General features: G+C 66.9%; 12 protein-coding genes. All 12 read left to right on the top strand.

All coding sequences use genetic code 11. The annotated features are described in order from the left end of the window. Positions 1–6: 6 nt before the first annotated feature. The 12 genes from GA566_RS22275 (at position 7) to GA566_RS22220 (ending at position 25,268) form a co-directional block, all read left to right on the top strand. Positions 7–747 carry a hypothetical protein gene (locus GA566_RS22275; RefSeq protein ID WP_160474032.1) on the top strand — a complete coding sequence of 247 codons (741 nt, stop codon included), beginning with the start codon at positions 7–9 and terminating at the stop codon, positions 745–747. A 38-nt stretch (positions 748–785) separates the two neighbouring features. Continuing rightward, positions 786–1,307 carry a YbjN domain-containing protein gene (locus GA566_RS22270; protein ID WP_160474031.1) on the top strand — a complete coding sequence of 174 codons (522 nt, stop codon included), beginning with the start codon at positions 786–788 and terminating at the stop codon, positions 1,305–1,307. Between the two features lie 207 nt (positions 1,308–1,514). Further along, positions 1,515–2,144: an STN domain-containing protein gene (locus tag GA566_RS22265; RefSeq protein WP_237380580.1), complete on the top strand. Its 630-nt coding sequence runs from the start codon at positions 1,515–1,517 to the stop codon at positions 2,142–2,144. Continuing rightward, on the top strand, positions 2,141–2,656 hold the full coding sequence (locus GA566_RS22260) for an RNA polymerase sigma factor (RefSeq protein ID WP_160474029.1): 516 nt from the start codon (positions 2,141–2,143) through the stop codon (positions 2,654–2,656). Before GA566_RS22265 ends, GA566_RS22260 begins: the two co-directional genes overlap by 4 nt. An 87-nt stretch (positions 2,657–2,743) precedes the next feature. Then, a complete protein-coding gene (locus GA566_RS22255) occupies positions 2,744–3,733 on the top strand; it encodes a FecR domain-containing protein (RefSeq protein ID WP_160474028.1) in 990 nt (329 codons plus the stop codon). Between the two features lie 186 nt (positions 3,734–3,919). After that, positions 3,920–17,620: a filamentous haemagglutinin family protein gene (locus GA566_RS22250; protein ID WP_160474027.1), complete on the top strand. Its 13,701-nt coding sequence runs from the start codon at positions 3,920–3,922 to the stop codon at positions 17,618–17,620. A gap of 258 nt (positions 17,621–17,878) precedes the next feature. Next, the gene (locus tag GA566_RS22245) at positions 17,879–18,277 is read left to right on the top strand and encodes an auxiliary protein of the heavy metal cation-transporting efflux system HmyCBA (RefSeq protein ID WP_137926757.1); all 399 of its coding nucleotides are present in this window, start codon (positions 17,879–17,881) and stop codon (positions 18,275–18,277) included. Positions 18,278–18,475: 198 nt separating this feature from the next. Next, positions 18,476–19,882 carry a TolC family protein gene (locus tag GA566_RS22240; protein WP_137926756.1) on the top strand — a complete coding sequence of 469 codons (1,407 nt, stop codon included), beginning with the start codon at positions 18,476–18,478 and terminating at the stop codon, positions 19,880–19,882. A 2-nt stretch (positions 19,883–19,884) separates the two neighbouring features. Further along, the gene (locus GA566_RS22235) at positions 19,885–21,042 is read left to right on the top strand and encodes an efflux RND transporter periplasmic adaptor subunit (protein ID WP_160474026.1); all 1,158 of its coding nucleotides are present in this window, start codon (positions 19,885–19,887) and stop codon (positions 21,040–21,042) included. 6 nt (positions 21,043–21,048) lie between these two features. Beyond that, positions 21,049–24,165, top strand: coding sequence for an efflux RND transporter permease subunit (locus GA566_RS22230; RefSeq protein ID WP_137926754.1), 3,117 nt, complete (start codon positions 21,049–21,051; stop codon positions 24,163–24,165). A gap of 99 nt (positions 24,166–24,264) precedes the next feature. After that, positions 24,265–24,654 (top strand): DUF2880 domain-containing protein, encoded by a 390-nt coding sequence (locus tag GA566_RS22225; protein WP_137926753.1) that lies wholly within the window; start codon positions 24,265–24,267, stop codon positions 24,652–24,654. A 116-nt stretch (positions 24,655–24,770) separates the two neighbouring features. Then, a complete protein-coding gene (locus tag GA566_RS22220; RefSeq protein ID WP_137926752.1) occupies positions 24,771–25,268 on the top strand; it encodes a DUF1579 domain-containing protein in 498 nt (165 codons plus the stop codon). Positions 25,269–25,498 lie beyond the last annotated feature (230 nt).

The raw sequence follows: 25,498 nt of genomic DNA, 5'->3' as shown, positions 1-25,498 counted from the left end.
GATGACGTGATCCCGACCCTTTTGAAACGTGCCTTGCCGCTGGTTCTTGCCCTGGCGGCAAGCGGTGCGCAAGCGCAGCAGGCGACGATGGAAGAGCGCCTGCGCAACCAGCTTCGCATCACCACCACGCAGTTGCAGCAGGCGCAGAACGAACTGGCCGCGCTGAAGGCCGGCCAGCCGCAGGCGGGCGCGGGCAATGCAGGCAGTGCGGGCAATACCGATTCCGCTTCGCTGAAGAAGGAACTGGAAGCCACGCGCGCCCAGCTTGCCGCCGAGCGTGGCGCGCGCGAGAAGCTCGCCGACGCGGCGCGCCAGTCGCAACTGCAGGGGCAGGGCGTAGCCGAGAAGGCCGCCAGCCAGGTGGCGCAGTTCCGGGGTGCCTACGACGAATTGCTGCGCATGGCGCGCGGCATCGACGCTGAACGCCAGAAGCTGGCCTCGGAAGCCACCACGCAGAAGGCCGCGCTGCAACGCTGTGAGACCGCTAACGCGAAGCTTTACGCCGTGGGGCAGGACATCCTGCGCGCCTACGAGACCGTGGACCTCACCACCGTGATGGCCTCGCGCCAGCCATTCGCCGCGCAAAGCCGCGTGCGCTACGAGCAGATCGCGCAGGACTACGGCGACAAGCTCTACGAAGGCCGCTTCGATGCCAACGCGGTGCCTGCCGCAGAGACGCAGCCAGCCCAGTCAGCCTCTACGCCTACTGCTGCCGCGCCATCGAGCGCGCCCGCGCAAGCGCAGTGACACACCCCATTCATCCGCACAGAACACAGGACATGACCATGACTGAAGCCGTACTCGATATCGCAGCCAGCACCGAAGCCAACCTCGAAACCAACATTGCCACCCAGCCCGCCGTAGTGCCCGCCGTCAGCGCCGAGCGACTTGCCGAATCCATCCGCCGCGCGGGTTGCGCGGTGCAGGTGGTGGAAGAGGAGCAGGGCACCCGACTGCACAGCGCCAGCCACGGCGTGGGCTTCCAGGTGCTGTGGGGCAATCGCCTCGGCCCCGACCAGTATCTCGATTTCACCCTGAGCTGCCCGTTGCGCGTGGACGGCGGCGTATTCCCCGATGCGCTGCTGGCCGACTGGCACCGCAGCCGCCGCTTCGCGCGCATTGCCACGCACGGTGATTTCGTCGTGCTGGAAATGGACGTGATGGTGACGGGTGGTGTCAGCGAGGATTTCCTGTCCGTGTCGATGCAGGTGTGGATCCAGATGATGGGCCAGTTCTTCCTGCATCTGCGCAACTTCCGCGGCGAGGGTGAAGGCGAAGCCGCCGAGACCTCCGACGCTGCCGCATAACGCTTTCCCTTCTTCACTGTGGGCGACGCGCCGAATGACCTGCCGGCGCGTCGTTCTTTTTTTGTCATGGCAACGTCACGTCACAGTCATACGATCCGGTCGAACCCAAGCACCCTATGAACAGGTCACCCGCATTCCATGGCATGCCCGCCCGCTTCCCGTCGACCGTGTACGCCCAGGCGTTCGCGGCGGGGGCGTGTCGCGGTCATGGCGCTCGCCGCCACGCTGCCGTGGATGACGTTCGCGCGCGCCGCCGAGATGGTGTTCGACTTGCCGGCCCAGCCGCTGAAGTTGGCGCTGGACCGCTATGACGCGCAGACCAGCATGTCGGTCTTCTATCCGTCCGAACTCGCGGATGGCCGCACCTCGCACGCGGTGGTGGGTGCGATGACGCCGCGCGACGCTTTGCACCGTTTGCTGGAAGGCACCGGCCTGGCCGCGCATGCCACCGCTGGCGATGCTTTCGTGCTGGCCCCTTCAGGCGACACGCCGGTTTCCCCTGCGACACAGGACGCTTCGGTGGCACGGCAGGACTATGACGCGCTGGTGCAGTCGCGCGTGCGGCAGGCACTGTGTGCGCGGCCTGCGCTGGCGCTGGGCAGCTATCGGCTCGCCGTGACCGTGCAGATTGGTCGCGCGGGACGCGTGCAGCGGGCACGATTGCTCGATACCACGGGTGACAACCGCCGCGACGCCGCCATCGTCGACACGCTGCAGCAGATCGACATGGGCCGCGCGCCCGAGAAGCCCGATACGCCGTTCGTGCTGCTGGTGCGGCAATGCGTGGCGGGGCAGGCATGTGTGCCTGCATGTGGCGTACCTCGGGGCATGCAATGAGCGAGACGATTCGCTCCGGCCTGCGCGACCTGCTCGCGCAACGCTACGACGATCTCAAGCGCCGCCTGACATGGCGCCTGGGTTCGGCGGAGTTGGCCAGCGACGCGCTGCACGACACCTGGGTCCATCTCGAAGATCGCAACGATGCCAACGGCCCGGTAGCGAGCCCCGCTGCGTACCTGATGCGCATGGCGACCAACCTCGCGCTGGATCGCCTGCAGCGCGACCGCCGCTTCATGAGCGCGGAAGAACTCGACACGCTGATGCTCGATATCGCGGACCCCGCACCGGGTCCGGCGCAGACCGTGGCGGCGCGCAGCGACGTGCAGGCACTGGCGGACGTAATCGACAAGATGCCACCGCGTCGCCGTGCAATCTTTCTGGCAGTGCGGGTCGAGGAACTGTCGAATCAGGAAGCGGCCGTGCGCTTTGGCGTATCGGCGCGCCTGATCGGACTCGAATTGAAACGCGCATATGAGTACTGCGTGGCGCACATGGAACAGCGGGGTTGAAGAAATCGTGCCGATCCTGAGCGCCAGAACCGTCTTGATGTCATGCGCCCCCGCTTGGTGGGGTTGCCAGACGCCATGACTGCCACCATGAACCCTCTGCGACAACGGCCACGCGGCCTCTCCCGGATCGAACGCCAGGCCCTGGAATGGGTACGGCGGATCGGTGCCGGCCAGATGACGCATCGTGATGGCGATGCGCTGCGGCAGTGGTGCAAGTCCAACCCCGCCCACGCCGCTGCTTTTACCGCTGCACAACGCCAGTGGCAGGAACTCGCGCAGGCGGGTCGCCAACTGCTTGAACAGAAGCCGATGGCCGCGCGGCCCGAAGTGAAGGCTGCGCCTGCGCCGGTGCATTTCCCGCGCCGTGCATTCCTTGGCGGCGCGCTTGGCACTGCTGCTGTTGCGTCCGTCGCGATGGTCTATCCGCCCATGGGAATGTGGGCGTCCGTAAGCGAGCGGCGCGGCGACTATCGCACCGTGGCTGGCGAGCAGCGGCACATCACGCTGGGCGGCAACGTCGGCGTGGAAATGAATACACGCACCAGCATCGCGCTGCATCCGCGTGGCCGGGTGGCCGGTATCGAGTTGATCGCGGGCGAGACCGCCATCGACATGACCGATACGAGCCGGCCCTTCGCGGTCACGGCGGGCGCGGGCCGTGCGGTGGCTGCGCGTGCGCGATTCGAGGTGCTGCACACCGCCGATTCCGTCTGCGTGACCTGTGTGCAGGGCGTGGTGCAGGTGGCGCATCCCACGGGCACGGTCACGCTGAATGCGCGGCAGCAGGTCACCTATGACGACCGCAAGCTTGCACACGTGGTGGATCTGGACGCCGCGCGCATGCCCGCGTGGCGCGAGGGGTTCCTGCGCTTTGCCGAGACGCCATTGGGCGATGTGGTCAACGAGATCAACCGCTACCGCAACGGCAAGCTTGTGCTGATGTCGCGCCAGCTTGCCGCGCGTCCCGTCACGGGGCGCTTCCGCATCGATGCGCTCGACAAGGCCATCGCGCAGATTCAGCAGTCGTTCGGGCTCGACGCCCGTCATTTGCCCGGAGGGGTCGTCCTGCTGTCTTGATGCCGTCGCGGGACTGTCACCAAATCTTCAAGGAAAACCTTGCCGATTCGGTCCCGTCAAAGGGTCTAGCTCCCAGGAGCATCGGCGGCAACGCCCGCCGATGGCAATGACGACAGGAGTCGGACCGCACGCCTCGCACGCGCTGCGCACCGGCTCCGCAAACTTGCTTGACGGGATCAGGGCACCATGCAGACGCGCGCAAACCAGAACAAATCGCTGGCGCAACACAAGGTTGGGATGGCAATACCGCAGGCGAGGCCGCTGGCCCGTACCGTGGCGCTGCTGGTGGCGGCGGGCGGCCTGTGGGGCACCTCGGGCGCCACGCACGCAAACCAGGCGTTCAGCCGCGCATGGATGGCGCAGAAGAACATGACGCAGGACACGGCGGCTGCCACGGGCCGTCTGCCCAACGGCATGCCGGCGTCGATGCTGACCAATCCGCAGGGGCAGCAGCAACAAGCCAACGCACAACTGCAGCGCTCGATCCAGAATCTCGGGCAGGCTGCGCAAAGCATTGCCGCAATGCAGGCCACGCAGGCCGCCGCACGCCAGGCCGCCGCGCAGCAAGCCTCGGTGCCCGATGGGCTGGGCGAGGGCGGCCTCAAGGTCGATACCAATAGCCTGACCGCCGGCTGGATCAACGCCAAGGACGCCACGCAGAAAGTGGTGGATGGGCGCACGCAGGTCACCATCGAACAGACCGCTGATAAAGCGATCCTGAACTGGGAAACGTTCAACGTGGGCCGCAACACCACGGTGGAATTCCAGCAGCGCCAGGACTGGGCCGTGCTGAACCGCGTGAACGATCCGCAGGCGCGCCCGAGCAAGATCCAGGGGCAGATCAAGGCCGATGGCACGGTCATGATCGTGAACCGCAACGGCATCGTGTTCACGGGCACGAGCCAGGTGGATACCCGCAATCTGGTGGCCGCTGCCGCCGGCATGACCAATGCGCAGTTCGACAAGGGCCTGTTCAGCGAGGCACGCGGCGCGGGCTATGTGCCGACGTTCGCCAACGATCTGGCTGTGAGCACAACGGAGGTCACCCATGGCGCGGCCACGGGCGATGTCATTGTCGAGGCCGGCGCGCGCATTGCCACGCGCAAGCCCGAGTCCGTCACGCAGGGCGGCGGGTACGTTCTGCTGCTGGGCCGCGAGGCGCATAACCGCGGCACCATCGTCACGCCGGGCGGACAAACCGCGCTGGCGGCTGGCGACAGCTTCGTGATCCGCCGGGGTCAGGGCACCGACGGCAATCCCAATTCGAGCACGCGCGGCAACGAGATCGACGTCACGCGACTGGCCAACAGCGCAGCGGGTCTTGTCACCAACAGCGGTCTGATCCAGGCCACCACGGGCGATATCACGCTCAAGGGCCATACCGTCGAGCAGTCGGGCGTGCTGGTGTCGAGCACCTCGGTCAATACGCGCGGCACGATCCACCTGCGCGCCGAAGGCGACGACAAGAGCCGCGTCACGATGGCGTCGAACAGCGTCAGCGCCATCGTGCTCGAAGACAGCGGCGGTACGGCACTCGACGTGCAGCGCGATGCGTTGCTGCGCGACTCCGGCACCGTGAGCGAATCCGGCTACAACCGCCGCGACCAGTCGCTGGTGCAGGTGATTTCCTCGGGCGATGTCTTGTTCGATGGCGATTCGCTGACGCTGGCCACGGGCGGCCAGATCAGCGTCAACGCCGCGCGCCGTGCGCTGCTGGCAGACCGCGCCATCCTCGATGTGGCGGGCGCCGTGGGCGTCAACGTGGCGATGGAGGCCAACAACGTCGAGGTCAACGTCCAGGGCAACGAACAGCGAGATTCACCGGACAACCGCGACTCGGGCAAGCTCAACAACACCACGATGTGGGTGGACCGCCGCTATCTGGTGCGCGTGCCGGCGGGCACCAACGGCTACACCACGGATCGCTGGTACACGGGCGGCGGCCTGCTGGAAGTCAGCGGCTACCTGAACACCAGCGGCCATGGCATCGGCGAATGGGCCGCGCTGGGCGGCACCGTGACGTTCGATGGCGGCCAACTGGTGACGCAGGCCGGATCGTCGGTGAACGTTTCGGGCGGCTCGCTGAACGTGCAGACCGGCATGATTCGCCAAAGCTGGCTGCGCGGTGAGGATGGCCGCCTGTACAGCCTCGACAATGCCCCGGCGGACGTGCTCTACAGCGGCCTGTATCGCGGCTACGAAACCCAGCACCAGCGCTGGGGCAAGACGTCCACCGAACAGTTCAACAGCCCGCTGATCGCGCCCGACCGTCGCCTGGAAAACGGCTACACGGTAGGCCGCGATGCGGGCCGCGTGGTGGTGGGCACGAATTCCGCGGTGCTGGAAGGCGCCATCGAATCGACGGTGTACCAGGGACCGCGCCAGAGCCAGGCGCGCGACGCCACGCTGGATGGCTATCGCCAGTCGCAGATTGCCGCGCCGCTGGCCGGCGAACTCGTGATCGGGTCGATCAGTCCGTTCTACGACACCGCTTCGGGCATGCTGCGCGACAGCCCGAAGGCCAAGGTGAAGCAGGTGGAGATCGGCGCGGTCGAGGGCATTGCCCAAGGACTTGGCCTGGATGGCGCGATGCCCGATTCGCTGGCCGGGACTATCACGCTGGACGCTGGCTGGGTCAACGCTCAGAAGCTGGGCGGCCTCAAGGTCTACGCGCAGGATGGTATCGAGGTGGACGCGCCGGTGACCGTGGCCAATGGCGGTGGCATCGCGCTGCACGCGGGCAAGGTGGACGTCAACGCCAATCTCACAGCACGCGGCGGGCAGATCGTGCTCGGCAACGTCCTTAGCCAGAGGAGCGGCAACGAATGGGTCGATGGGACGATTTCCACGACGCCGGTTGCGATGACCGGTGTCAATGTGGGGCCTGGCGTCACGCTCGATACGCGCGGCCTCTGGACCAACCTGCGCACGGACGCGGGCGACATCGCGGGGCTGCCGTACATCAATGGCGGCGATATCCGCATCAGCACCACGGGCAATATCGTGCTGGACACCGGCAGCGTGCTCGATGTCTCGTCGGGCGCGGCGCTGAAAGCCAACGGCAAGCTTGATGGGGGACGCGGCGGCAATATTTCTCTGCTGTCGAACCAGTTGGATACCACGGGCAAGAGCGCTGGCACGCTGCGCATGGACGGCGAACTTCGCGGCTATGGTGTGCGCGGCGGCGGCAAGCTGACGCTCGATTCCGGCACGGGCGTGATCGTGGGCAGCAGTCCGCTGGCAGAGAACGGCGTGCTGAAGGCTGGTGAATCGGCGGACGTCCAGTTGATGCTGGCGCAGGACCTGACGATGCCGGTAGGTACTGTCCTGCCGACCGACTACACCTACACCACCGATCGCATCCAGCCGGGCGGCGTCGCGCGCGGCAATCTCCTGGTCACGGTGGACAAGCCTGCGACGCTGGTAGGCAACTGGCAGGTGCCGGCTGGCGAGGGCGGTGTCGCGTACGTGGTCTACGACAGCTACGGCAACTTCTACCAGACCGGCATGACGGTTCCGACTGGGGCGAAGATCACCAGGACGGTCGGCAACATGGCGGCCGGCTACGTGGTGCCCGCGGGTGTGTTTGCCGATGGCATGCCCGTGGCGCCGTTCGACACCACGGTCAAGGCCGGCACGCCGTTCACGCAGGCCGTGACGCTGCACGCAGGCGACCGGCTCGCACCGGGCACGGCGCTATCCGCCGATGTGAAGGTCAAGCCATTGCTGGTGCTCGACGGCAAGGTGTTCCAGACCGGCTTCGGCCAATACGAAGTGATTGGCCAGCAGGGCGTGGCGGTGGCGCCGGGCGCCATCATCGACGTCAGCATGCCGGTGATGCGCCACGATACCGTGCTCGCGCACGCGGCCCCCACGGGCACGACGCCAGCGGATGCGATGCAGCAATGGCTGCCGCCCCTCTGGGAAGAAGATCCCGAAGACGGTGTGCTGACGCAGCGGCGCGGTGCCGATCTGGTGCTGACGGGCGGCAGCGTCTACGGGCACGCGCCGGTGGCAGTCGGCACGGGCAGCGTGGTCTCGGTCGATCCCGGTCACAAGATCACGTTGCAGGGCAACGGCCAGATCACCATCGACGGCACGCTGAACGCGTGGGGTGGCAAGATTTCGGTGCTGGAGACGGCGCTGGGCGTGGCTGCGGCCGATATGCCGAGCGGGCACGCGGATAGCCGTTCGATCTGGATCGGCAACCAAGCGGTGCTCGATGCGGCAGGCCGGGCGGCCACCGCAGTGGATAACGCCGGACGCGTCTATGGGCGGGCGGCCAATGGCGGCACCATCGAGATTGGCGCGCCCTACGTAGCGGGTGCGCGTCAGGTGGACGCGGCGGACGCGTTCATCGTGGTGCGTCCAGGCGCGCGCCTCGACGCATCGGGCGACGCCGCCACGATCGACGTGCCGGGCCAGGGTGCCGTGGCACTGCCGGGCAACGGCGGCGTGATTGCGCTGAGTTCTTACCGTGGTCTGTTTGTCGATGGCGCCATGCGCGCGGCGTCGGCGGGCCCCGGCGCGGCGGGTGGCACGCTGGCGCTGTCACTGGAAACGCCGGCTTACCTGGGCGTGGCGAACAACACGTTGCAAGGCGTGGGTGTGGAAGACGCCGTGCGGGTGCCCCGCGAGTTGATCCTGGCGCAGGTGCAGGGCGCCAGCGTCCTGGCCGACGACCTGGCCCCGGGCGCCAATCTCGCGAATGGCGAGACGCTGGCCTTCGGCTACGGGCGCATTGGCGTGGACCGCATCGCGGCAGGTGGCTTCGGCAACCTGGCGCTGCTCGCCAACGGCCTGATCAGCTTCGATGGCGATGTCGATCTGAAGATGGACCAGAGCCTGCGGCTGGTGGCCAGTTCGTTGAATCTCGCGCAGCAGGCGGATCGGACGACCCACGTCACGCTGGCGGCACCGTACATGCAGATTGCGGGCAATACGCGCCGTGCGGTGGACAACTCGATCATGCCCAATCCGGTGGTCGGTTCGCGCAACCTGATCACGTCGGGCGGCGGGTCGCTCGGCGTGCCGCTGGTGGCCGAAGATGCCAGCCTGACCGTGGATGCAGGCTTTCTTGATATCGCCGGGCAGATGCTGATGGGCACGCGCGGCGACATCGTGATGAACAGCGGCACGCCGCTGAAGGTGGAGCGTGACACGTTCGGGTCGATCGCCCTGCGCAGTGCGGCCGATATGCGCCTGTCCGGTGCCGCCGAGTTCTATTCAGCCGGCAACCTGACGCTGGCAGCGTCGCAGATCTATCCGGCCACGCTGGACAGCGGCAAGTTCGTGGTTGGCCTGGAAAACTACGTGGACCAGTGGGGCACGCGGATGACCCGCATGGTCCCCACGCGTGTGCTGAACATCGAGCGGTCGGGCGCGGCGGGGGCGGCCGACCCGGCATTGCCGTATTCGGTATTCGGCTCGATCCAGCTGGCCGGACCCACGGTCAACCAGAACGGCGTGGTGCGCGCACCGATGGGCAGCGTGACCATCGGCTCCAGCCAGAACGGTCAGGAAACCGGCATCGTCAACCTGCTGCCGGGTAGTGTCACGTCCGTGAGCGCGAAGGGCCTGACCATGCCGTTCGGCGGATCGCTGGATGGCCTGAGCTACATGTACAACGGCGCCGATGTGGCGTTCGACAAGGCGGGCGCCGGACCCGCGGTCACGCTGGCCGGCCACGCCATCGACGTGAAAGAGGGGGCCGTCCTCGACATGAGCGGCGGTGGCGACCTGAAGGGCGCTGCGTTCCTGTCCGGACGCGGCGGTTCCACCGATGCGCGCATGAACCCACTCATTCAGGTGGACCCGAAGGGCAGCTTCACGCTGCCGGGCCTGGCCACCAACCCGGTCTACGCGATCGTGCCCGGGGCACAGGCCGGCTACGCGCCGATCGTGGCGGAGAAGGGCGCAGGCGACCCCGCCATCGGCCGCCAGATCACCATCGGCGCAGGCGTGCCGGGCTTGCCGGCGGGCACTTATACGTTGCTGCCGTCCACCTACGCGCTGCTGCCGGGTGCCTTCCGCGTGGAACTGAATGGCGCGCAGGCCGCCGCCTCTATCGCCACCACTACGCGGCAGGATGCGCTGGCGATGCGCAATGGCTCGTACGCCACCAGCGCGCAACTGAGCACGTTCGGCACGGGCATTCGCGACGCACTGCCTACGCAGGCCATCGTCACTTCGGCGGACGTACTGCGCCGCTATTCGCAGTACAACGAGACGAACTACACCGATTACGCTATCGCCGCGGCCCAGCGCAACGGCATGCCGCGTACGATGATCGAGCGCGATGCCAAGACGCTCAAGCTTGATTTCCTCGCGGGCTACTCCAACGGCAAGATCGGCGATACCGAATCGCTGCACTTCGCTGGCAAGGCACTGTATGACACGCCGGAAGGCGGCTGGGGCGGCAGCGCGCTGGTCACTGGCGCAGGCAATTACGAGGTTCTGGCCGCTGGCGCAGCGCCTGGTGCACCGGGTGCCATGTCGTATCCGGTGTCACTGCACGCCGATGACCTGAACGCGATCGGCGCCTCCCGGCTTGCCATCGGCGCATTGCCGAAGGTCGGCGGCGCGGGCAGCAACGCCCAGCGCGGCAATGTGGCGACATTCGATTCCGCCGCTTCCAACATCGTATTGCGCGAAGGTGCTGTGCTGAAGGCGCCCGAGGTATTCCTCGTGACCAGCAACCCGACCGGTGGCATCACTATCGAGCAGGGTGCGGGCATCAACACGCTGGGGCAGGGCAAGGCCGCGTGGGACTCGACTAACGGCTTCGTTTTCGAGCCGGGCCAGCGCGGAGTGGTGGCGCTGTCGAACGGGTGGCTGGACATGCTGGCACCTGTTGCGAGCAACGGAAGCTTCGGCGGCGGCTTCATCGATATCGGCGCCTGCGGCGCGGGCGCCGCGTGCCAGGGCAATGCGCAGTTGTATTCGGAAGGCACCATCGCGGCGGCTACCGACAACACGTTCGAACTGCGCGACGCGGTGCGCTACGGCACGCGCAATCTCTCGCTGTCGGTGGGGGCGATCAACGTGGGCACCGAAGCCGCGCTGGCGGGTGCGGCGTCGCGCGGCGCACTGACGCCGGGCCTGCGGCTCTCGCAGGACGTGCTGAACCGCCTGATCAACGGCGACACCAGCACCGGCGCCCCGGCGCTGGAGAACCTGATCCTGACCGCGCGCGATGCGGTCAACTTCCACGATTCGATCACGCTCTCCACGCTCGATCCTGTCACCGGCAAATCCGCGCTCGACCGCCTGGTGCTGACTACGCCGGCCATCTATGGCGCGGGCGATGCCAATGCCGATGCACGCATCCAGACCGATGTGCTGGTGTGGAACGGCGCCACCACGCCGGCTGGGCAGGTGGCTGCAGGCGGGGCCGGCACCGGCTCGGGCAAGTTCACGATCGATGCGCGCGAGATCGAGTTCGGCTTCGCACCATCGGTACGCACGGACACCGTGCATGACATGGACCGTCTGGCGCTTGGCTTCAGCGATGTCATCCTGAAGGCAGGCGAGCGCATCACGGCCAATCGAAAGGGCACGCTGGCGGTCTACCAGTCGCGCGGCGCATGGGACGACGCAGCAGGCAAGTTCCCCTACAACGGCGGCAATCTGCATATCGAGACGCCGCTGCTGACGGGCCAGGCAGGCTCCGTCAACACGCTGCGCGCCGGGGGCGACATCAGCGTGGCCGCACCGGCTGGCGCGACGGCGCCGGTGCTGTCGAACGCCGCACTGGTGGCGGCGATGGGTGCGGAGATTGCGCTGGAAGGGCGCAACGTTGCGCTCGATACGGCCGTGGCGCTGCCGAGCGGCAAGCTCACGGTCACCGCGCAGGGCGACATCGCGCTGGGTGATCGCGCCGACCTCGACCTCGCCGGGCGCAAGCTCGACTTCTTCGACGTCAGCAAGTACAGCTGGGGCGGCGATGTGGTGCTTGACAGCAAGGCGGGCAACATCCGCCAGGCATCGGGTTCGCACGTCGATCTCTCCGCAGTGGAGAACCGCGCGGGCAAGTTCACGGCCATCGCGCTGGGCACCGGTGCGGGCATGGTCGATCTGCAAGGCTCCTTCGCGGGCGGCAGCACCGGCCACTACGACGCGGGCGGCACCTACGTGCCATATGCCGCAGGCGGCGCCGATATTCGCGGCCAGCAGATTGCGGACTTCACGGGCCTGAACCAGCGACTCAACGATGGCAAGGTCAGCGGCAGCCGCAACTTCCAGATCAAGCAGGGCAACCTGACGATTGGCGACGAACTGAAGGCGCGCGAGATCAGCGTGTCCGTCGATGGCGGCCGGCTCGTGGTCAACGGCACCGTGAATGCCAGCGGCGAACAGGTGGGCAGCATCCGCCTGGCGGCGCGCGATGGCGTGACCATCGGCGGCAATGCACTGCTCGATGCGCACAGCCGCGTGCTGCGCGTGGACAGCTACGGCAAGATCATCGAGGCGCCGAACCGCGCCATGATCGAGATCCAGAGCGGCAACGGCACGCTGGTGCTGGCCGATGGCGCGCGCATGGACGTGCGCGCCGGCACCGACGGCACGGCGCAGGCGCTGGGCACGGTGGAACTGAGCGCGCGGCGTATTGGCGGCGCACGTGGCACGGATGTGGATATCGATGCGTCGGGCACCGTGCGCATCGATGGCGCGCGCGGCATCTACGTCAACGCGTTCCAGCGTTATGACAACGCGCCGCTGATCACGGGCGGCACCGTCGATGGCCGCGACTACCAGTCGATCACGCAGGGCTACCTGAAAGACCTGCATGACGACAGCGCGGCGTTCATGACCAACGCGCTGGCCAACGGCGACCTGATGAATCGCAAGCTCGCGGGCCTGCGTGGCTACGCGGACGCGTTCCATCTGCGCCCCGGCGTCGAGATCGTCAGCGCCACGCCCGATGGCGACCTTCATGTCGATGGCGATATCGACCTGTCCGGCTTCCGCTACGCCAGCGTGAATCCGCATTCGCAGATGACCGGTGTCTATGGTTCGGGCGAGGCGGGCGCGCTGGTGCTGCGCGCGGGCGGCAACCTCAAGATCTACGGCAGCCTCACCGATGGTTTCGATACCTCGGTGCTGCAGCCCACGATCGACGACAAGGGCTGGATTCTGGTCAAGGGCCGCATCCCTTGGGGCGGCGATGTGATCATCCCGACCGACAACCTCGTGACGCTGGCAGAAGGCACGTTCTTCTACTCGGGCCGCGCGCTGAACTATGCGTTGTCGATGCAGGCGATGTCGCTGCGCGCCGGCACCGAACTCGCCACCCGCGCCACGCTGACGGCGGACCTCGTGCTGCCGGCCGGCACGGTGCTGGGCGGCGCGGTACGCGATGCCAGCGGCAACGTGATCTACGCCGCTGGCGCCGTGCTGTCGCAGGCAGTCACGCTGTCCAGCGGCATGCAGCTCGACGCGGGCAACCGTCTGCCGTCCGCCGCGAAGGTGGGGCCGATGGTGTGGCCGGCCGGCGTGCCGCTGCCGTTCCCCGATGGCGCCATTGTCGATGTCGGGTCGTCCTGGGCGGGCGTGAATGGCGTGCAACTGGCGGGTTCGCTGACCCTGCGCAAGGGTGCGATGCTGCCGGCCGAAACCGTGGTCAAGCTGCCGGGCGACGCAGAGAGCGTACAGATGCGTCCGGCCGATGCCGATGGCAATCAGGGTCGCAACCTTGCGCTGGCGCCGATGCTGGCGCCGGGATCGCAATCGTGGTCGATCCGTCTGGTGGGCGGCGCGGATCTGGATGCCGCGGATACGCGCGCCTTGCTGCCGCACAGTGCCAGCGGCCATGTGCTGCTGGCCGATACGCACTATGGTCTGGTGTTTCAGAAGAACGTTCTGGTGCCGGGCACGGGCCTGCCGGGGCAGTATGTGTGGGGTCCGGACGCCGAGATTTTCGGATACATGCCGGGTGATGTCATCACGCCTCAAGACATCATCAACTTTGGTGGTGAAGAAGCGCTGATGGGCCTGAACGACTGGGGTCTCGGCGTACTTGTGACGAAAATCGCCGACGGCACCCCGGCAGAGTACGAAGACCGCGCGACGCCGGGCCGCCAGCAGCTCTACAGCGTGCTGCGTACCGGCACGGGCGATCTGGACGTGTTGTCGGCCGGTGATTTCACGATGTCGTCGCCGTTCGGCGTCTACACGGCGGGCACGCAGTCGATTGGCGTGAGTACGGCGTACAACCAGCCGCGTTCGAACGGGGCGGACGGCACCATCCTGGGCGCGCTGGGCGCCGACTGGGCACCGTATGTCAATGGCGGTACGCAAAGTCTCTATCAGGCGTGGTATCCGGAACACGGCGGCAACGTGCTGGTGCGTGCGCAGGGCACCGTGCGCGGCGACACCATCGGACAGGCGTCTGGCTCCATCCGCAACGACGATGCGCTTGGCGTCATGCGGACGCATTTCGACACCTCCGCCGTGGGCGGCTGGCTGTGGCGCCAGGGCACCGGTAGCGCCGCGCAACCGGGCGAAGGCGTGCCGACCGCGTGGTGGATCAACTTCGGTACCTACGTGCCCGCTGCAAAGGGCACGGCCAATGCGCTGCATGACGGCACGCCGTTCCTGGTGGGCTTCACGGGCATTGGCACGATGGGTGGCGGCAATCTCGTGCTCGAAGCCGGCGCTGACGCCGGCATGATGGAATCGCGCATGGGCAAGGCAGACAACGTACTGTCGCGCAGCCAGGGCCTGAACCTGGCAGTAGCCAGCACGGGCCGCGTTTCGGCCGATGGCAGCACGCTGACGCTGACCGGTGGCGGCGACCTCGACATCCGCATCGGCGGGGGACTCAACCCTGTGGCGGAGGTGCGGGCGACACCGAATACGGGCAGCAGCGGCATGGATGGCGCCCTGCTGCGCTACGACAACGTGCAGATTCCGCTCAACAGCACGTTCACGAACCTGCGCGGCGCGCTGCGGCTGGCGGCCGGTTCGGTGGGTGGTGTGGAACTGCGCTACGACGTCTCGGATCGCATGGAATCGCGTGCGTACCAGCCCAACGTGGCCACCTCGTCGATCGCGGCCGGCGGCCCGGTACTGGTGCCCGGCGATTCAACGATCAGCATCGATGCGCGCGGCGATCTCGCCGTGGGTGGCGTGGCCGATCCGGGCCGCGTGCCGCAGTACCACAACGGCACGCCGTTCACGCTCAACGGCACCGCGCAGGACGGTGAGGGCTTCAGCTGGTTCTCGCTGTGGACCCCGGCCACGGCGGTAAATCTGCTGGCGGCGGGCGGCAACCTGACGCCGTCGATGGCGTGGATGGATAACCGTACCGGCCAGAATCACAGCGCCACCGATGGCCGCTTCATGATGCCGGCCATCCTGCGCGCGGCGGCGCCCAACGGCAGCCTCTACTATGGTGGGTCGAGCCAGGGCAGGCGCGGTAGCGACAACCTGATCGCGCAGTCGCCATATGGCCTGATGCTGGCGCCGTCGCCAGTGGGTTCGCAGTTCACGACCACGGGCACCGGCGCGCTGGAACTGCTGGCGGGCGATTCGATCTACGCCGGCGGCTACGCGGTGACGCAGTCGGGTGCCGATGGCGCCGCGTTGCCCACGCCGTTCAACCCCGGCTTTGTTGGCGTGGTGGGGCGGGTCTGGTACGGCGCGCATCTGGTCGGCAATGTCAGTCAACAGGCGCTTGCACCAAGCGTGATGTTCACCAACGGCATGGACACCGACCAGCTTTATCCGCTGTTCAGCCTGACGGCACCGACCGCCTCCGGGCAGGCACATGTGGGCCAGCCGCCCGCGCGCTTTTATGCCAACGACGGCGATATCGTGGGGTTGCGCACGGGCGGCATCATCACGCACGGCAACCCCAGGGGCCAGGACGGGCTGCAGCCGACGTGGTACGAAGGCGGCGGCCCGGTGACGATCCGCGCGGGGCGCGATATCGTCAACGCCGGCACGGAACTCGGCATTGTCGAGACGGTGCCGACTGCCGCGCTCGGCTGGTACGGGCAGTATTACAGCGCGCAGCCCAATGCGCCGCTGCGTCCCACGCGGATCGAGACAGGCAGCGTGCGCGGCAACCTGATCGTGCACAACAGCGCGGACGATGTCTCGGTGATCTCGGCGGGGCGCGACATCCTGGGCGGCACGTTCTACGTGGCAGGGCCGGGCCTGATGGAAGTGACCGCTGGCCGCGATCTCTACCTCGCCGACAAGGGCGAACTCAAGAGCATCGGCCAGGTGGTCAATGCCCGGGCGGGCGACCGCGCCAGCGGCGCCGGCATCGCCGTGGCAGCAGGTGTGGGCGCACGCGGACTCGACGGGCTGGGTTTCCAGGCGTTTGCGGCGCGTTACCTCGATCCGGCCAATCAGGCCGATCCGTCTCGTCCGCTGGCCGACCAGCCGGGCAAGGTGGTGACCACGTATGGCGGCAAGCTGACGCTGGGCGACTGGCTGCGCGCGGAGTTCGGCTACGGCGGTGACGAAGCCGGCGCGCCTGCGTTCCTCGCCGCCAAGCAAGGGGAGCTGGACCTTGCCCGCGACCAGAAGCAGGCAGGCGGCACGGCCGCCACCAGCCGCGACCTGCAGCGCGAGTTCGGCCTCCAGTCTCAGTTGCATCTCGTGAACTGGCTGACCGACCGCTTCGGCGGCGCCAATGGCCTGGGCCTGCATTTCGATGCCGCCGCCGGCGATGCGCGCGCATTCTTCGCCGCGCTGCCGCCCGAGCAGCAGCGCGCCTATCTGCGCAATGTCTACTACGCGGAACTGAAGGCATCGGGGCGCGAGTACAACGCCGTGGGCGGCCCGCGTGCCGGCAGCTACCTGCGGGGCCGGGAGGCCATCGCCACGTTGTTGCCGAATGGCGCGAGCCTGGGCGACGCGACGGGCGAGCGCGCCTACGACGGCGACCTGACCATGTTCAGCAGTGCGAAGTACTACATGGACTCGGCCAACCCGACCTTCACCACGCGTCCCCGGGCCGGTGTGAAGTACCTGACCAAGGCCCAGTGGGTGGCCGCCGGATCGCCGGGCAACATGCCGTACTTCGACGTGCTCGATGCCGGCATCCATACGGACTTTGGCGGCGACATCAGCATCCTGACGCCGGGTGGCCGCACGCTGGTGGGCGTGGATGGCGGCTTCGTGCCGGGCGAGGGGTCGGGCGTGCTGACGCAGGGTTCTGGCGAGATCCAGATGTATGCCCGCGACAGCATCCTGCTGGGCCAGAGCCGTATCTTCACCACGTTCGGCGGGAACATCCTGGGCTGGTCGGCGCAAGGCGACATCAACGCGGGCCGGGGTTCCAAGTCCACGGTGGTCTACACGCCACAGCGGCGCATTTACGACGACTATGGCCGCGTGACGTTGTCTCCGACCACGCCAAACACCGGCGCCGGTATCGCCACGCTGAATCCGATTGCCGAGGTGCCGCCCGGCGACATCGACCTGATTGCGCCGCTGGGCACCATCGACGCGGGCGAAGCTGGCATCCGTGTCTCGGGCAACGTCAACCTGGCGGCGCTGCGCGTGGTGAATGCCGAGAACATCCAGGTGCAGGGTAAGGCAACCGGCATCCCGGTGGTGGCTGCCGTCAACGTGGGTGCCCTGTCGAATGCCAGCGCGGCGGCGTCGCAAGCCGCCAATGCGGCGCAGGAGGCCGTGCAGCGCGAACGCACGGCCGCCCGCCAGGCCATGCCGTCGGTGTTCACGGTGCGCGTGCTGTCCACGGGTGGCGAGCCAGCGGAAGGCGCGCCCAGGCCGGGGCAGGGCGCCAGCGTCCAGCCCGCGCCTTACGACTACAAGTCGGCAGTGCAGGTACTGGGGCAGATGAACCTGGGCGATGCCGCGCTGAGCCAGTTGACCCCGACCGAGCGGAGGAACCTGCAGCAGCACTGATAGGGAAGGTGGCAGGACAAGGGGGCGCCTTCGGGCGCCCCTTTGCGTTGGGGCGTCGAAGTTTAGGGTTTGTACGAGGGAGGCGACGCAGATTCTTTGCCAGGGCGGAACTTGCCAGCCTCTGCCGGGTCCATTGTTGCGATCGGTTACAATGCTGTGCCGCAGCATCCCGCCCCCGGCAAGTGCCTGATAATGGGCATCCGCCTGCTTTGTCTGCTGCCTGACCCCTGTTTCGACTGGTTTCCGCCCCCGAGCCTGATGCGTTTTCTCGTTTTCCTGCTGACTGCCCTGTGCTTGTCCGCGCTGTCGTTTTCGGCAGCGGCGAACGTGCGCGCGGACGCCGTGCAGGCGGAGGCGGTGGACTACGCGATGCAGGCGGCCGATGACGATTTGTCGCAGCTCGTGCTGCCGGGCGATCCGGACTACGGTGAAGACGAGGTGGCTGACGATGGCCCGCCGCCGGGCTATTGCAACATCTGGTCGGCCGACCTGCTCGATCCGCTGGACCTCTTCGACGCCGTTGACGAGACCAGCGCACTGTTCGTACTCCCTTCCTTCCAGCTTCCCCAGTCCGTGGACGATCTGGTGCAGCCGCTCGCGGCGCGCACCACGTTCGAGTCTGAGGGCGTGTTCCGCCCGCCCAATCTCCTCGGCTGATCTGCCGAGCCGCCGTGCGCGCAGCTTGATTCGCGCCCACGGTGTGCTTTCCTTGTCTTGCGCCCCCGAATTCGCGTGATGCCCTGAGCATCGCGCCGTAACGCCTTGCCACACGCGTACCCGCCATGCCGGCCGGTACGGTTGGCGCGCGTGGATGCCGGAGGGGCGGGACAGCCGTACCGTTTGATTCTCTCCGACATGAAGACCAAAACAACGTTGACTTGGGTCGCGTCGCTGTCTTTCCTGACAGCGCCCGCCTGGGCCGCGCAGCCCGTGCCGGTCAGTTCTGCCCCTTCGCCCGCCAAGGCGGGTGCCCCTGCCGGATCATTGCCGGCAACCACCACGCTGGCGGCCCGTGCGATGCCCCGGGTCACCACGCCCGCCGCCGAAACCTTCGAACTCCAGCAACTGCTGGAACTCGCCCAATCGACCAACAAGGGCGTGGACGCCGCCCAGGCCAATGTGGATGCCGCCACGGCAGCGATCACCACGGCCCGTGCCTATCCGAACCCGCAGGTGGAAGTGATGTATGGCCGCCTGCACGGCAAGGAAGCTGGCGTGCAAAGCGGCAATGCGCCGTCCTACGCCTTTGTGCAGAAGTTCGATTATCCGAACCAGCGCAGCCTGCGCGAGCGGATGGCCGGACGCGGACTCGAAGCCTCCGAGGCCCAGCGCCAGACCTTTCGCGCCGAACTGGCTGGCCGCGTGAAGACCGCGTACTTCCAGGTGCTGCGCCGCGAGACCGAACTGGCTGCCGCGCGCGAGGACCTGACCCTGATGCGCCAGATCCAGGAACGCGCCAAGGTGCGTGTGGATGTGGGCGAGGCGCCACGCTATGAACTGATCAAGGCCGATACCGAACTGCTGGGCGCGCAGAAGACGCTGCAGACGGCGGAGTTGCGCGTGGAGCAGGCCAAGGCGTCGCTGCGTCAGCAGGTGGGCGGCGCGTTGCCGGCCAGCTTTGCGCTGCACGGCAGCCTGTCCCATGCGCCGAACGTGCCGAATCTGGCCGTGCTGCGCGACACGCTGCAAGCCAACAATGCCGAACTGAACCAGCGCCGCAGCGAAGTGGAACGCGCGCGCCTGGGCGTGGATTACCAGCGCTCGCTGCGCTGGCCCGAGGTGGCCGTGCGTGCCGTGACCAACCGCGAGCCGGACAACAACGTGAACCAGATCGGCCTGGTCATGACCATTCCGCTGTGGGACCGCCGCAGCGGCCCGGTGGGCGAGGCGACCGCACAGGCCACGCAGGCCCGCACGGCGCTTGAGGCGCGCGAGTTCGAACTGACGCAGGAACTGAGCAACGCGTACCAGCAGTACGAGATCACGCAGGCCCAGGTCACGGCGCTGGAATCCGGCATCGTGCGCGAAGCGGAATCGGCGCTGGGCGTGGCGGAAGCCGCCTACCGCTTTGGCGAGCGCGGCATCCTGGATTACCTCGATGCACAGCGCGTGCTGCGCAATGCGCGCAGCGAACTGATCACCGCGCAGTACGAACTGCAGGTTGCCGCCATCCAGATTGAAAAGCTCATGTCGGCCACGCCCGGCGCGCCCACTGGCGCCGCCCCGGCCTCCGCCATGCCCGCCTACCAGACTCCGAACTGATCATGCGTCCCTCTCACTCCCTGCTTTCCATTGCAGCCGCCGTCATGATGGTGATGACGCTGGCAGGTTGCTCCAAGGACCCCGAGCCGGCGGCTGAAGCGCCCAAGCTGCCGCCGGGTATCGTCAAGCCCGCTGAAAACCTCCAGAAGACCCTGAAGGTGGCCGCCCTGGGCACGTCTCCGTTCAGCGAGATGCTGCGCGTGGCCGGCCGTATCGATTTCGACGAGCAGCGCGTGTCGCGCATCGGCGCCACGGTCACCGGCCGCGTGACCGACCTCTATGCCGTGCTCGGCCAGGAGGTCAAGGCCGGCCAGGTGCTGGCCCGCCTGCACAGCAGCGAACTGGGCGCCGCCCAGATGGCCTTCCTGAAGGCCGAAGCGCAGAACGACCTGCAGGCCCGCAATGCCGAACGTGCACGCCAACTGTTCGACGCCGACGTGATCGGCCGCGCAGAACTGCAGCGCCGCCAGAGCGAATACGCGATTGCCGCCGCCGAGATGCGCGCCTATCGTGACCAGCTTCGCGTGCTGGGCATGTCCGCCGGCGCGATTTCCACGCTGGCCAAGAACGGCAGCATCGATTCCTATTCGCCGGTGTTCTCCAGCATCAGCGGCACCGTGGTGGAGCGCAATGTGGCGCAAGGCCAGGTGGTGCAGCCCGCGGATGCGCTCTACACCGTGGCGGACCTGTCGCGCGTGTGGGTCGTGGCCGAGGTGCCCGAGCAGCAGGCCGCGCAGGTGGCCGAAGGCCAGAACGTGGAGATCGAGGTGCCGTCGCTGGCCAATGGCAGCGGCACCATCACCGGCAAGCTGATCTATGTGGGCCGCACGGTCAGCCCGCAGTCGCGCACGGTGCTGGTCCGTACCGAAGTGGAAAACAAGAACGGCGCGCTGAAGCCCGCCATGCTGGCCAGCATGCTGATCGCGGGCAAGCCCACCGATACGCTGGTGGTGCCCGGCTCCGCCGTGGTGCGCGATGGCAACGACGAGCAGGTGTACGTGGAAACGGCGCCGGGCCAGTATCGACTGACCAAGGTGAAGCTCGGTTCCGAAAGCGACGGCATGCGCGTGGTGCAGAGCGGCGTCAAGGCCGGCGACCGCATCGTGGTGGAGGGGGCTTTCCACCTCGACAACGAGCGCAAGCGTCTGGAACAGGGGTAATCCGCCATGATGACATCGCTTGTTGAAGCCGCTATCAAGCAGCGGCTGGTGGTGTGCGTGTTGGCGGTGGTGCTGTTCTTCTTCGGCCTGCGGGCCGCTGGCAAGCTGTCGGTGGATGCTTTCCCGGACGTGACCAACGTCCAGGTGCAGATCGCCACGGAAGCCACCGGCCGTTCGCCCGAGGAAGTGGAGCGCTTCGTCACCGTGCCCATCGAAATGTCCATGACCGGCCTGCCGGGCCTGGAAGAGATGCGCTCGCTGAACAAGGCGGGCCTGTCGCTGATCACGCTCGTGTTCACGGACAAGACCGACGTCTACTTTGCGCGGCAGCTCGTCATGGAGCGGCTGATCGAGGTGGGCGGGCGTATGCCCGAGGGCGTGGCGCCGGTGCTCGGCCCCGTCTCCACGGGTCTGGGCGAGGTCTACCAGTACACGCTCGATCTGCCCAGTGACGGCAACCGCGAACTGACGCAGGAAGAACTGTCGGAGCGCCGCATCGCCCAGGACTGGGTGGTGCGTCCGCTGCTGCGCTCGATTCCCGGCGTGGCCGAAATCAACTCGCAGGGCGGCTTCGTGCGGCAGTACCAGGCACTGGTCAACCCGGAGCGCATGCGCCACTACGGCGTGAGCATCCAGCAGGTCTACCAGGCACTGGCGCGCAACAACGCCAACTCGGGCGGCGGCGTGCTGCCGCACTACGCGGAGCAGTACCTGATCCGCGGCGTGGGCCTGGCCAAGGGCGTGCCTGACATCGAGAGCATCGTGCTCAAGGAGGTCAACGGCACGCCGGTCTACCTGCGCGATGTGGCGCGCGTGGAGATCGGGCACGAGGTGCGTCAGGGTGCGCTGGTCAAGAATGGCCAGACCGAATCCGTGGGCGGCATCGTGATGATGATGCGCGGCGGCAATGCCAAGGAAGTGGTCAGCCGCGTGAAGAAGCGCGTGGCGGAGATCAACGAGCGCGGCATGATCCCGGGCGGCCTGCAGATCGTGCCGTACTACGACCGTAGCGAACTGGTGGATTCGGCGCTGTGGACCGTGACCAAGGTGCTGCTCGAAGGCGTGGTGCTGGTGGTGATCATCCTGTTCCTGTTCCTCGGGGACGTGCGCTCGTCGATCATCGTGCTGGCTACGCTGGTGCTCACGCCATTACTGACGTTCATCGTCATGAACCGGATGGGGCTCTCCGCCAACCTGATGTCGCTCGGGGGGCTGGCGATTGCCATCGGCCTCATGGTCGATGGATCGGTGGTGGTGGTGGAGAACGCGTTCGAGCGGCTGGGGCATGCCGAGAAGAGCGGCCTGACCAAGACCGAGATTCTGGTCAAGGCCGTGCAGGAAGTGGCCACGCCGGTGGTGGTGGGCGTGGGCATCATCATCCTGGTGTTCCTGCCGCTGATGACGCTGCAGGGCATGGAAGGCAAGATGTTCGCGCCGCTGGCCTTCACGATCTCGATCGCGCTGGCCATCTCGCTGTTCCTGTCGCTGACGCTGTCGCCGGTGCTGTCCTCGTATCTGCTCAAGGGCGGCGCCGAGCATGACACGTGGCTGATTGCGTTCATGAAGCGCCACTACCTGCGCATGCTGCACTGGGCGCTGGCCAACAGCAAGAAGACGGTGCTGTCGGCGGTGGGCCTGTTCGTGGCCACCGTGATGATCGTGCCGATGCTCGGTACGTCGTTCATTCCGGAAATGAAGGAAGGATCGATCGTGCCCGCCATCGACCGCGTGCCCAACATCTCGCTCGAGGAATCGATCAAGATGGAGAAGCTCGCCAACAAGATGGTGCTGGAAGTGCCGGGCGTGAAGTCGGTGGTGTCCGGCGTGGGCCGTGGCGAAAGTCCGGCTGACCCGCAGGGCCAGAACGAATCGACGCCGATTGCCAGCCTCAAGGACCGCGACGAGTGGCCCGATGGCTGGACGCAGGACGATATCGCGAACGCCATCCGCGAGAAGCTCGCCACCATTCCGGGCGTGCAGATCGTGATGGCGCAGCCGATCTCGGACCGCGTGGACGAAATGGTCAGCGGCGTGCGCTCGGATATCGCCGTGAAGATCTTCGGCGACGACCTCGACAAACTGCGCGAGCTGGCAGGCGAGATTGCCCGCGTGGCGGGTGGCATCAAGGGCTCGCAGGATATCCGGCTGGAGCGGATCTCGGGGCAGCAGTACCTGTCCATCGAGATCGACCGTGCGGCGATTGCGCGTTACGGGCTGAACGTGTCGGACATCCACGACATCATCGAGATCGCCATCGGCGGCAAGCGCGCCACGGATATCTTCGAAGGCGAGCGCCGCTTTGCGGCGGCGGTGCGCCTGCCCGAAGAGTTCCGCAACAACGTGCAGGCCATCCGCCAACTGCTGGTGCAGGCGCCGGACGGCGTGCAGGTGCCGCTGCAGAGCGTGGCCAAGATCGAGGTCAGCGATGGCCCGGCGCAGATCAGCCGCGAAATGGCCAAGCGCCGCGTGGTGGTGATGATCAACGTAAAGGATCGTGACCTGGGCGGCTTCGTGGCCGAACTGCAGGCCGCGACCGAAGCCAAGGTCAAGCTGCCGGAAGGCTACTACTACGAGTGGGGCGGCCAGTTCCAGAACATGGAACGCGCCATGGGCCACCTGAAGATCATCGTGCCGATCACCATCGCCGCGATCTTCTTCCTGCTGTTCCTGCTGTTCAACTCGCTGCGCTACGCCACGCTGATCATCACGGTGCTGCCGTTTGCATCGATCGGCGGCATCATCGGGCTGTTTGTCACGGGCGAGTACCTGTCCGTGCCGGCCTCGGTGGGCTTTATCGCGCTGTGGGGCATGGCGGTGCTCAACGGGGTGGTGCTGGTGTCGTATATCCGCACGTTGCGGGAGTCCGGCATGTCGCTGCGCAATGCCGTGGTGCGCGGCGCCACGCAGCGCTTCCGGCCGGTGATGATGACCGCCACCATTGCGATGCTGGGCCTGGTGCCGTTCCTGTTCTCGACGGGACCGGGCTCCGAGGTGCAGCGCCCGCTGGCCGTGGTGGTGATCGGCGGGCTGATCACGTCGACGCTGCTGACGCTGGTGATGGTGCCGGTGCTGTATCGCTGGTTCGACGACCGCAAGCCGGAGTCGCGCGACATGTCGGTGTGATGCCGATGATGTGATGTCGATCAGGTAGCGGCATTACAATGGCGGACGGCCGGCATGCATCGCGCGTGCCGGCCGTTTTTTTGTTCTGGAGTGTTCACCATGACAACGCTTACGCGTCGCGGGTTGGCGGCGTCTGTCGCTTTCGTGATGTCTCTGGCGATGCCGGCACTGGCATCGGCCGCATCCGCCTCGGCCCCCGGTCCCGACGGTTCCACCAACACCGAACTCGGCCAGCGCGGCGGCCGCCCCGAAGCACCCGAGGCGCCGTTCGCCTGCATGCAGGCGGTCAAGGCCAAGATGCCCCATCCCGACCAGTTCCGCTGGACGGCCAGCACCACGCGCCGCGTGGCGGAAGACGTCTACAGCGTGGTGGGCGCGGTGGAGTTCGTGAACCAGGCCGGCGAGGCCCGCAAGGGCGACGTCCAGTGCGATGTCATGCGCGCGCCCGGCAACCAGTTCATCGTCCCGAAAATCCGCCTTCCTCAGTAGTTGGAAGACGCCCGGTCCACATGACATTTCTGTCATGTGGACCGATTCATGTGGACACCGGCGGGATCGTTTCCTAGTCTTGTGTACGTTGTACACATTAACCGAGGAGACGTTGCATGAACACCGAAGTCACCAACGAACATCGCTGGCTGCACAAGCTGGTAGGCAAGTGGATTGCGGAAGGCGAGGCCCAGATGGGCCCCGACGCGCCAGCCGAAAAATGGAAGATTCCCGAGCAGGTCACCCAGATCGGCGACGTCTGGGTGCAGACGCGCTCCGAAGGCGATTTCCCGGGCTGCGGCCCGGCCACGACGCTGATGACGCTGGGCTACGATCCGGCCCGCAAGCACTTCGTGGGTACCTTCATCGGCTCGATGATGACCCACCTGTGGGTCTACGAAGGCGACCTCGAAGCCGATGGCCGCACGCTGACACTACGCGCCGACGGCCCGGCCTTCACGCCGGAAGGCACCGTGGTGGCAGGCAAGATGGCCAAGTACCGCGACGTGATCGCGTTCCAGGACGACGACAACCGCACGCTCACCTCGTTCATGCAGGGCGACGACGGTCAGTGGACGCAGATCATGCAGGCGCGGTATCGAAGGGAAAAGTAGTTCGACTGGTTGTTCGATTGCCTAAGCGGACCAGATGGCCCACTTGTTCTGGTCCGCTCGCTTGCTCATGCCGTGCGTGGCGTGAAGACCGTTTGCGCCGCCCTTGATCCCCGACAACGCACACCGTTTCAACCCCCGCCAAGATTTCTCGCGGCACGGTTCCCACTGTGCCCGCCCTGCATACGCCAGCCACGCCTGAGCGTATCGCTGCCAAGCCATCCACCCGACCT

Origin of the sequence: Cupriavidus sp. SW-Y-13 (assembly GCF_009793345.1) — a bacterium.
Lineage (GTDB): Bacteria > Pseudomonadota > Gammaproteobacteria > Burkholderiales > Burkholderiaceae > Cupriavidus.
This window is presented reverse-complemented; position numbering and strand designations above follow the sequence as displayed.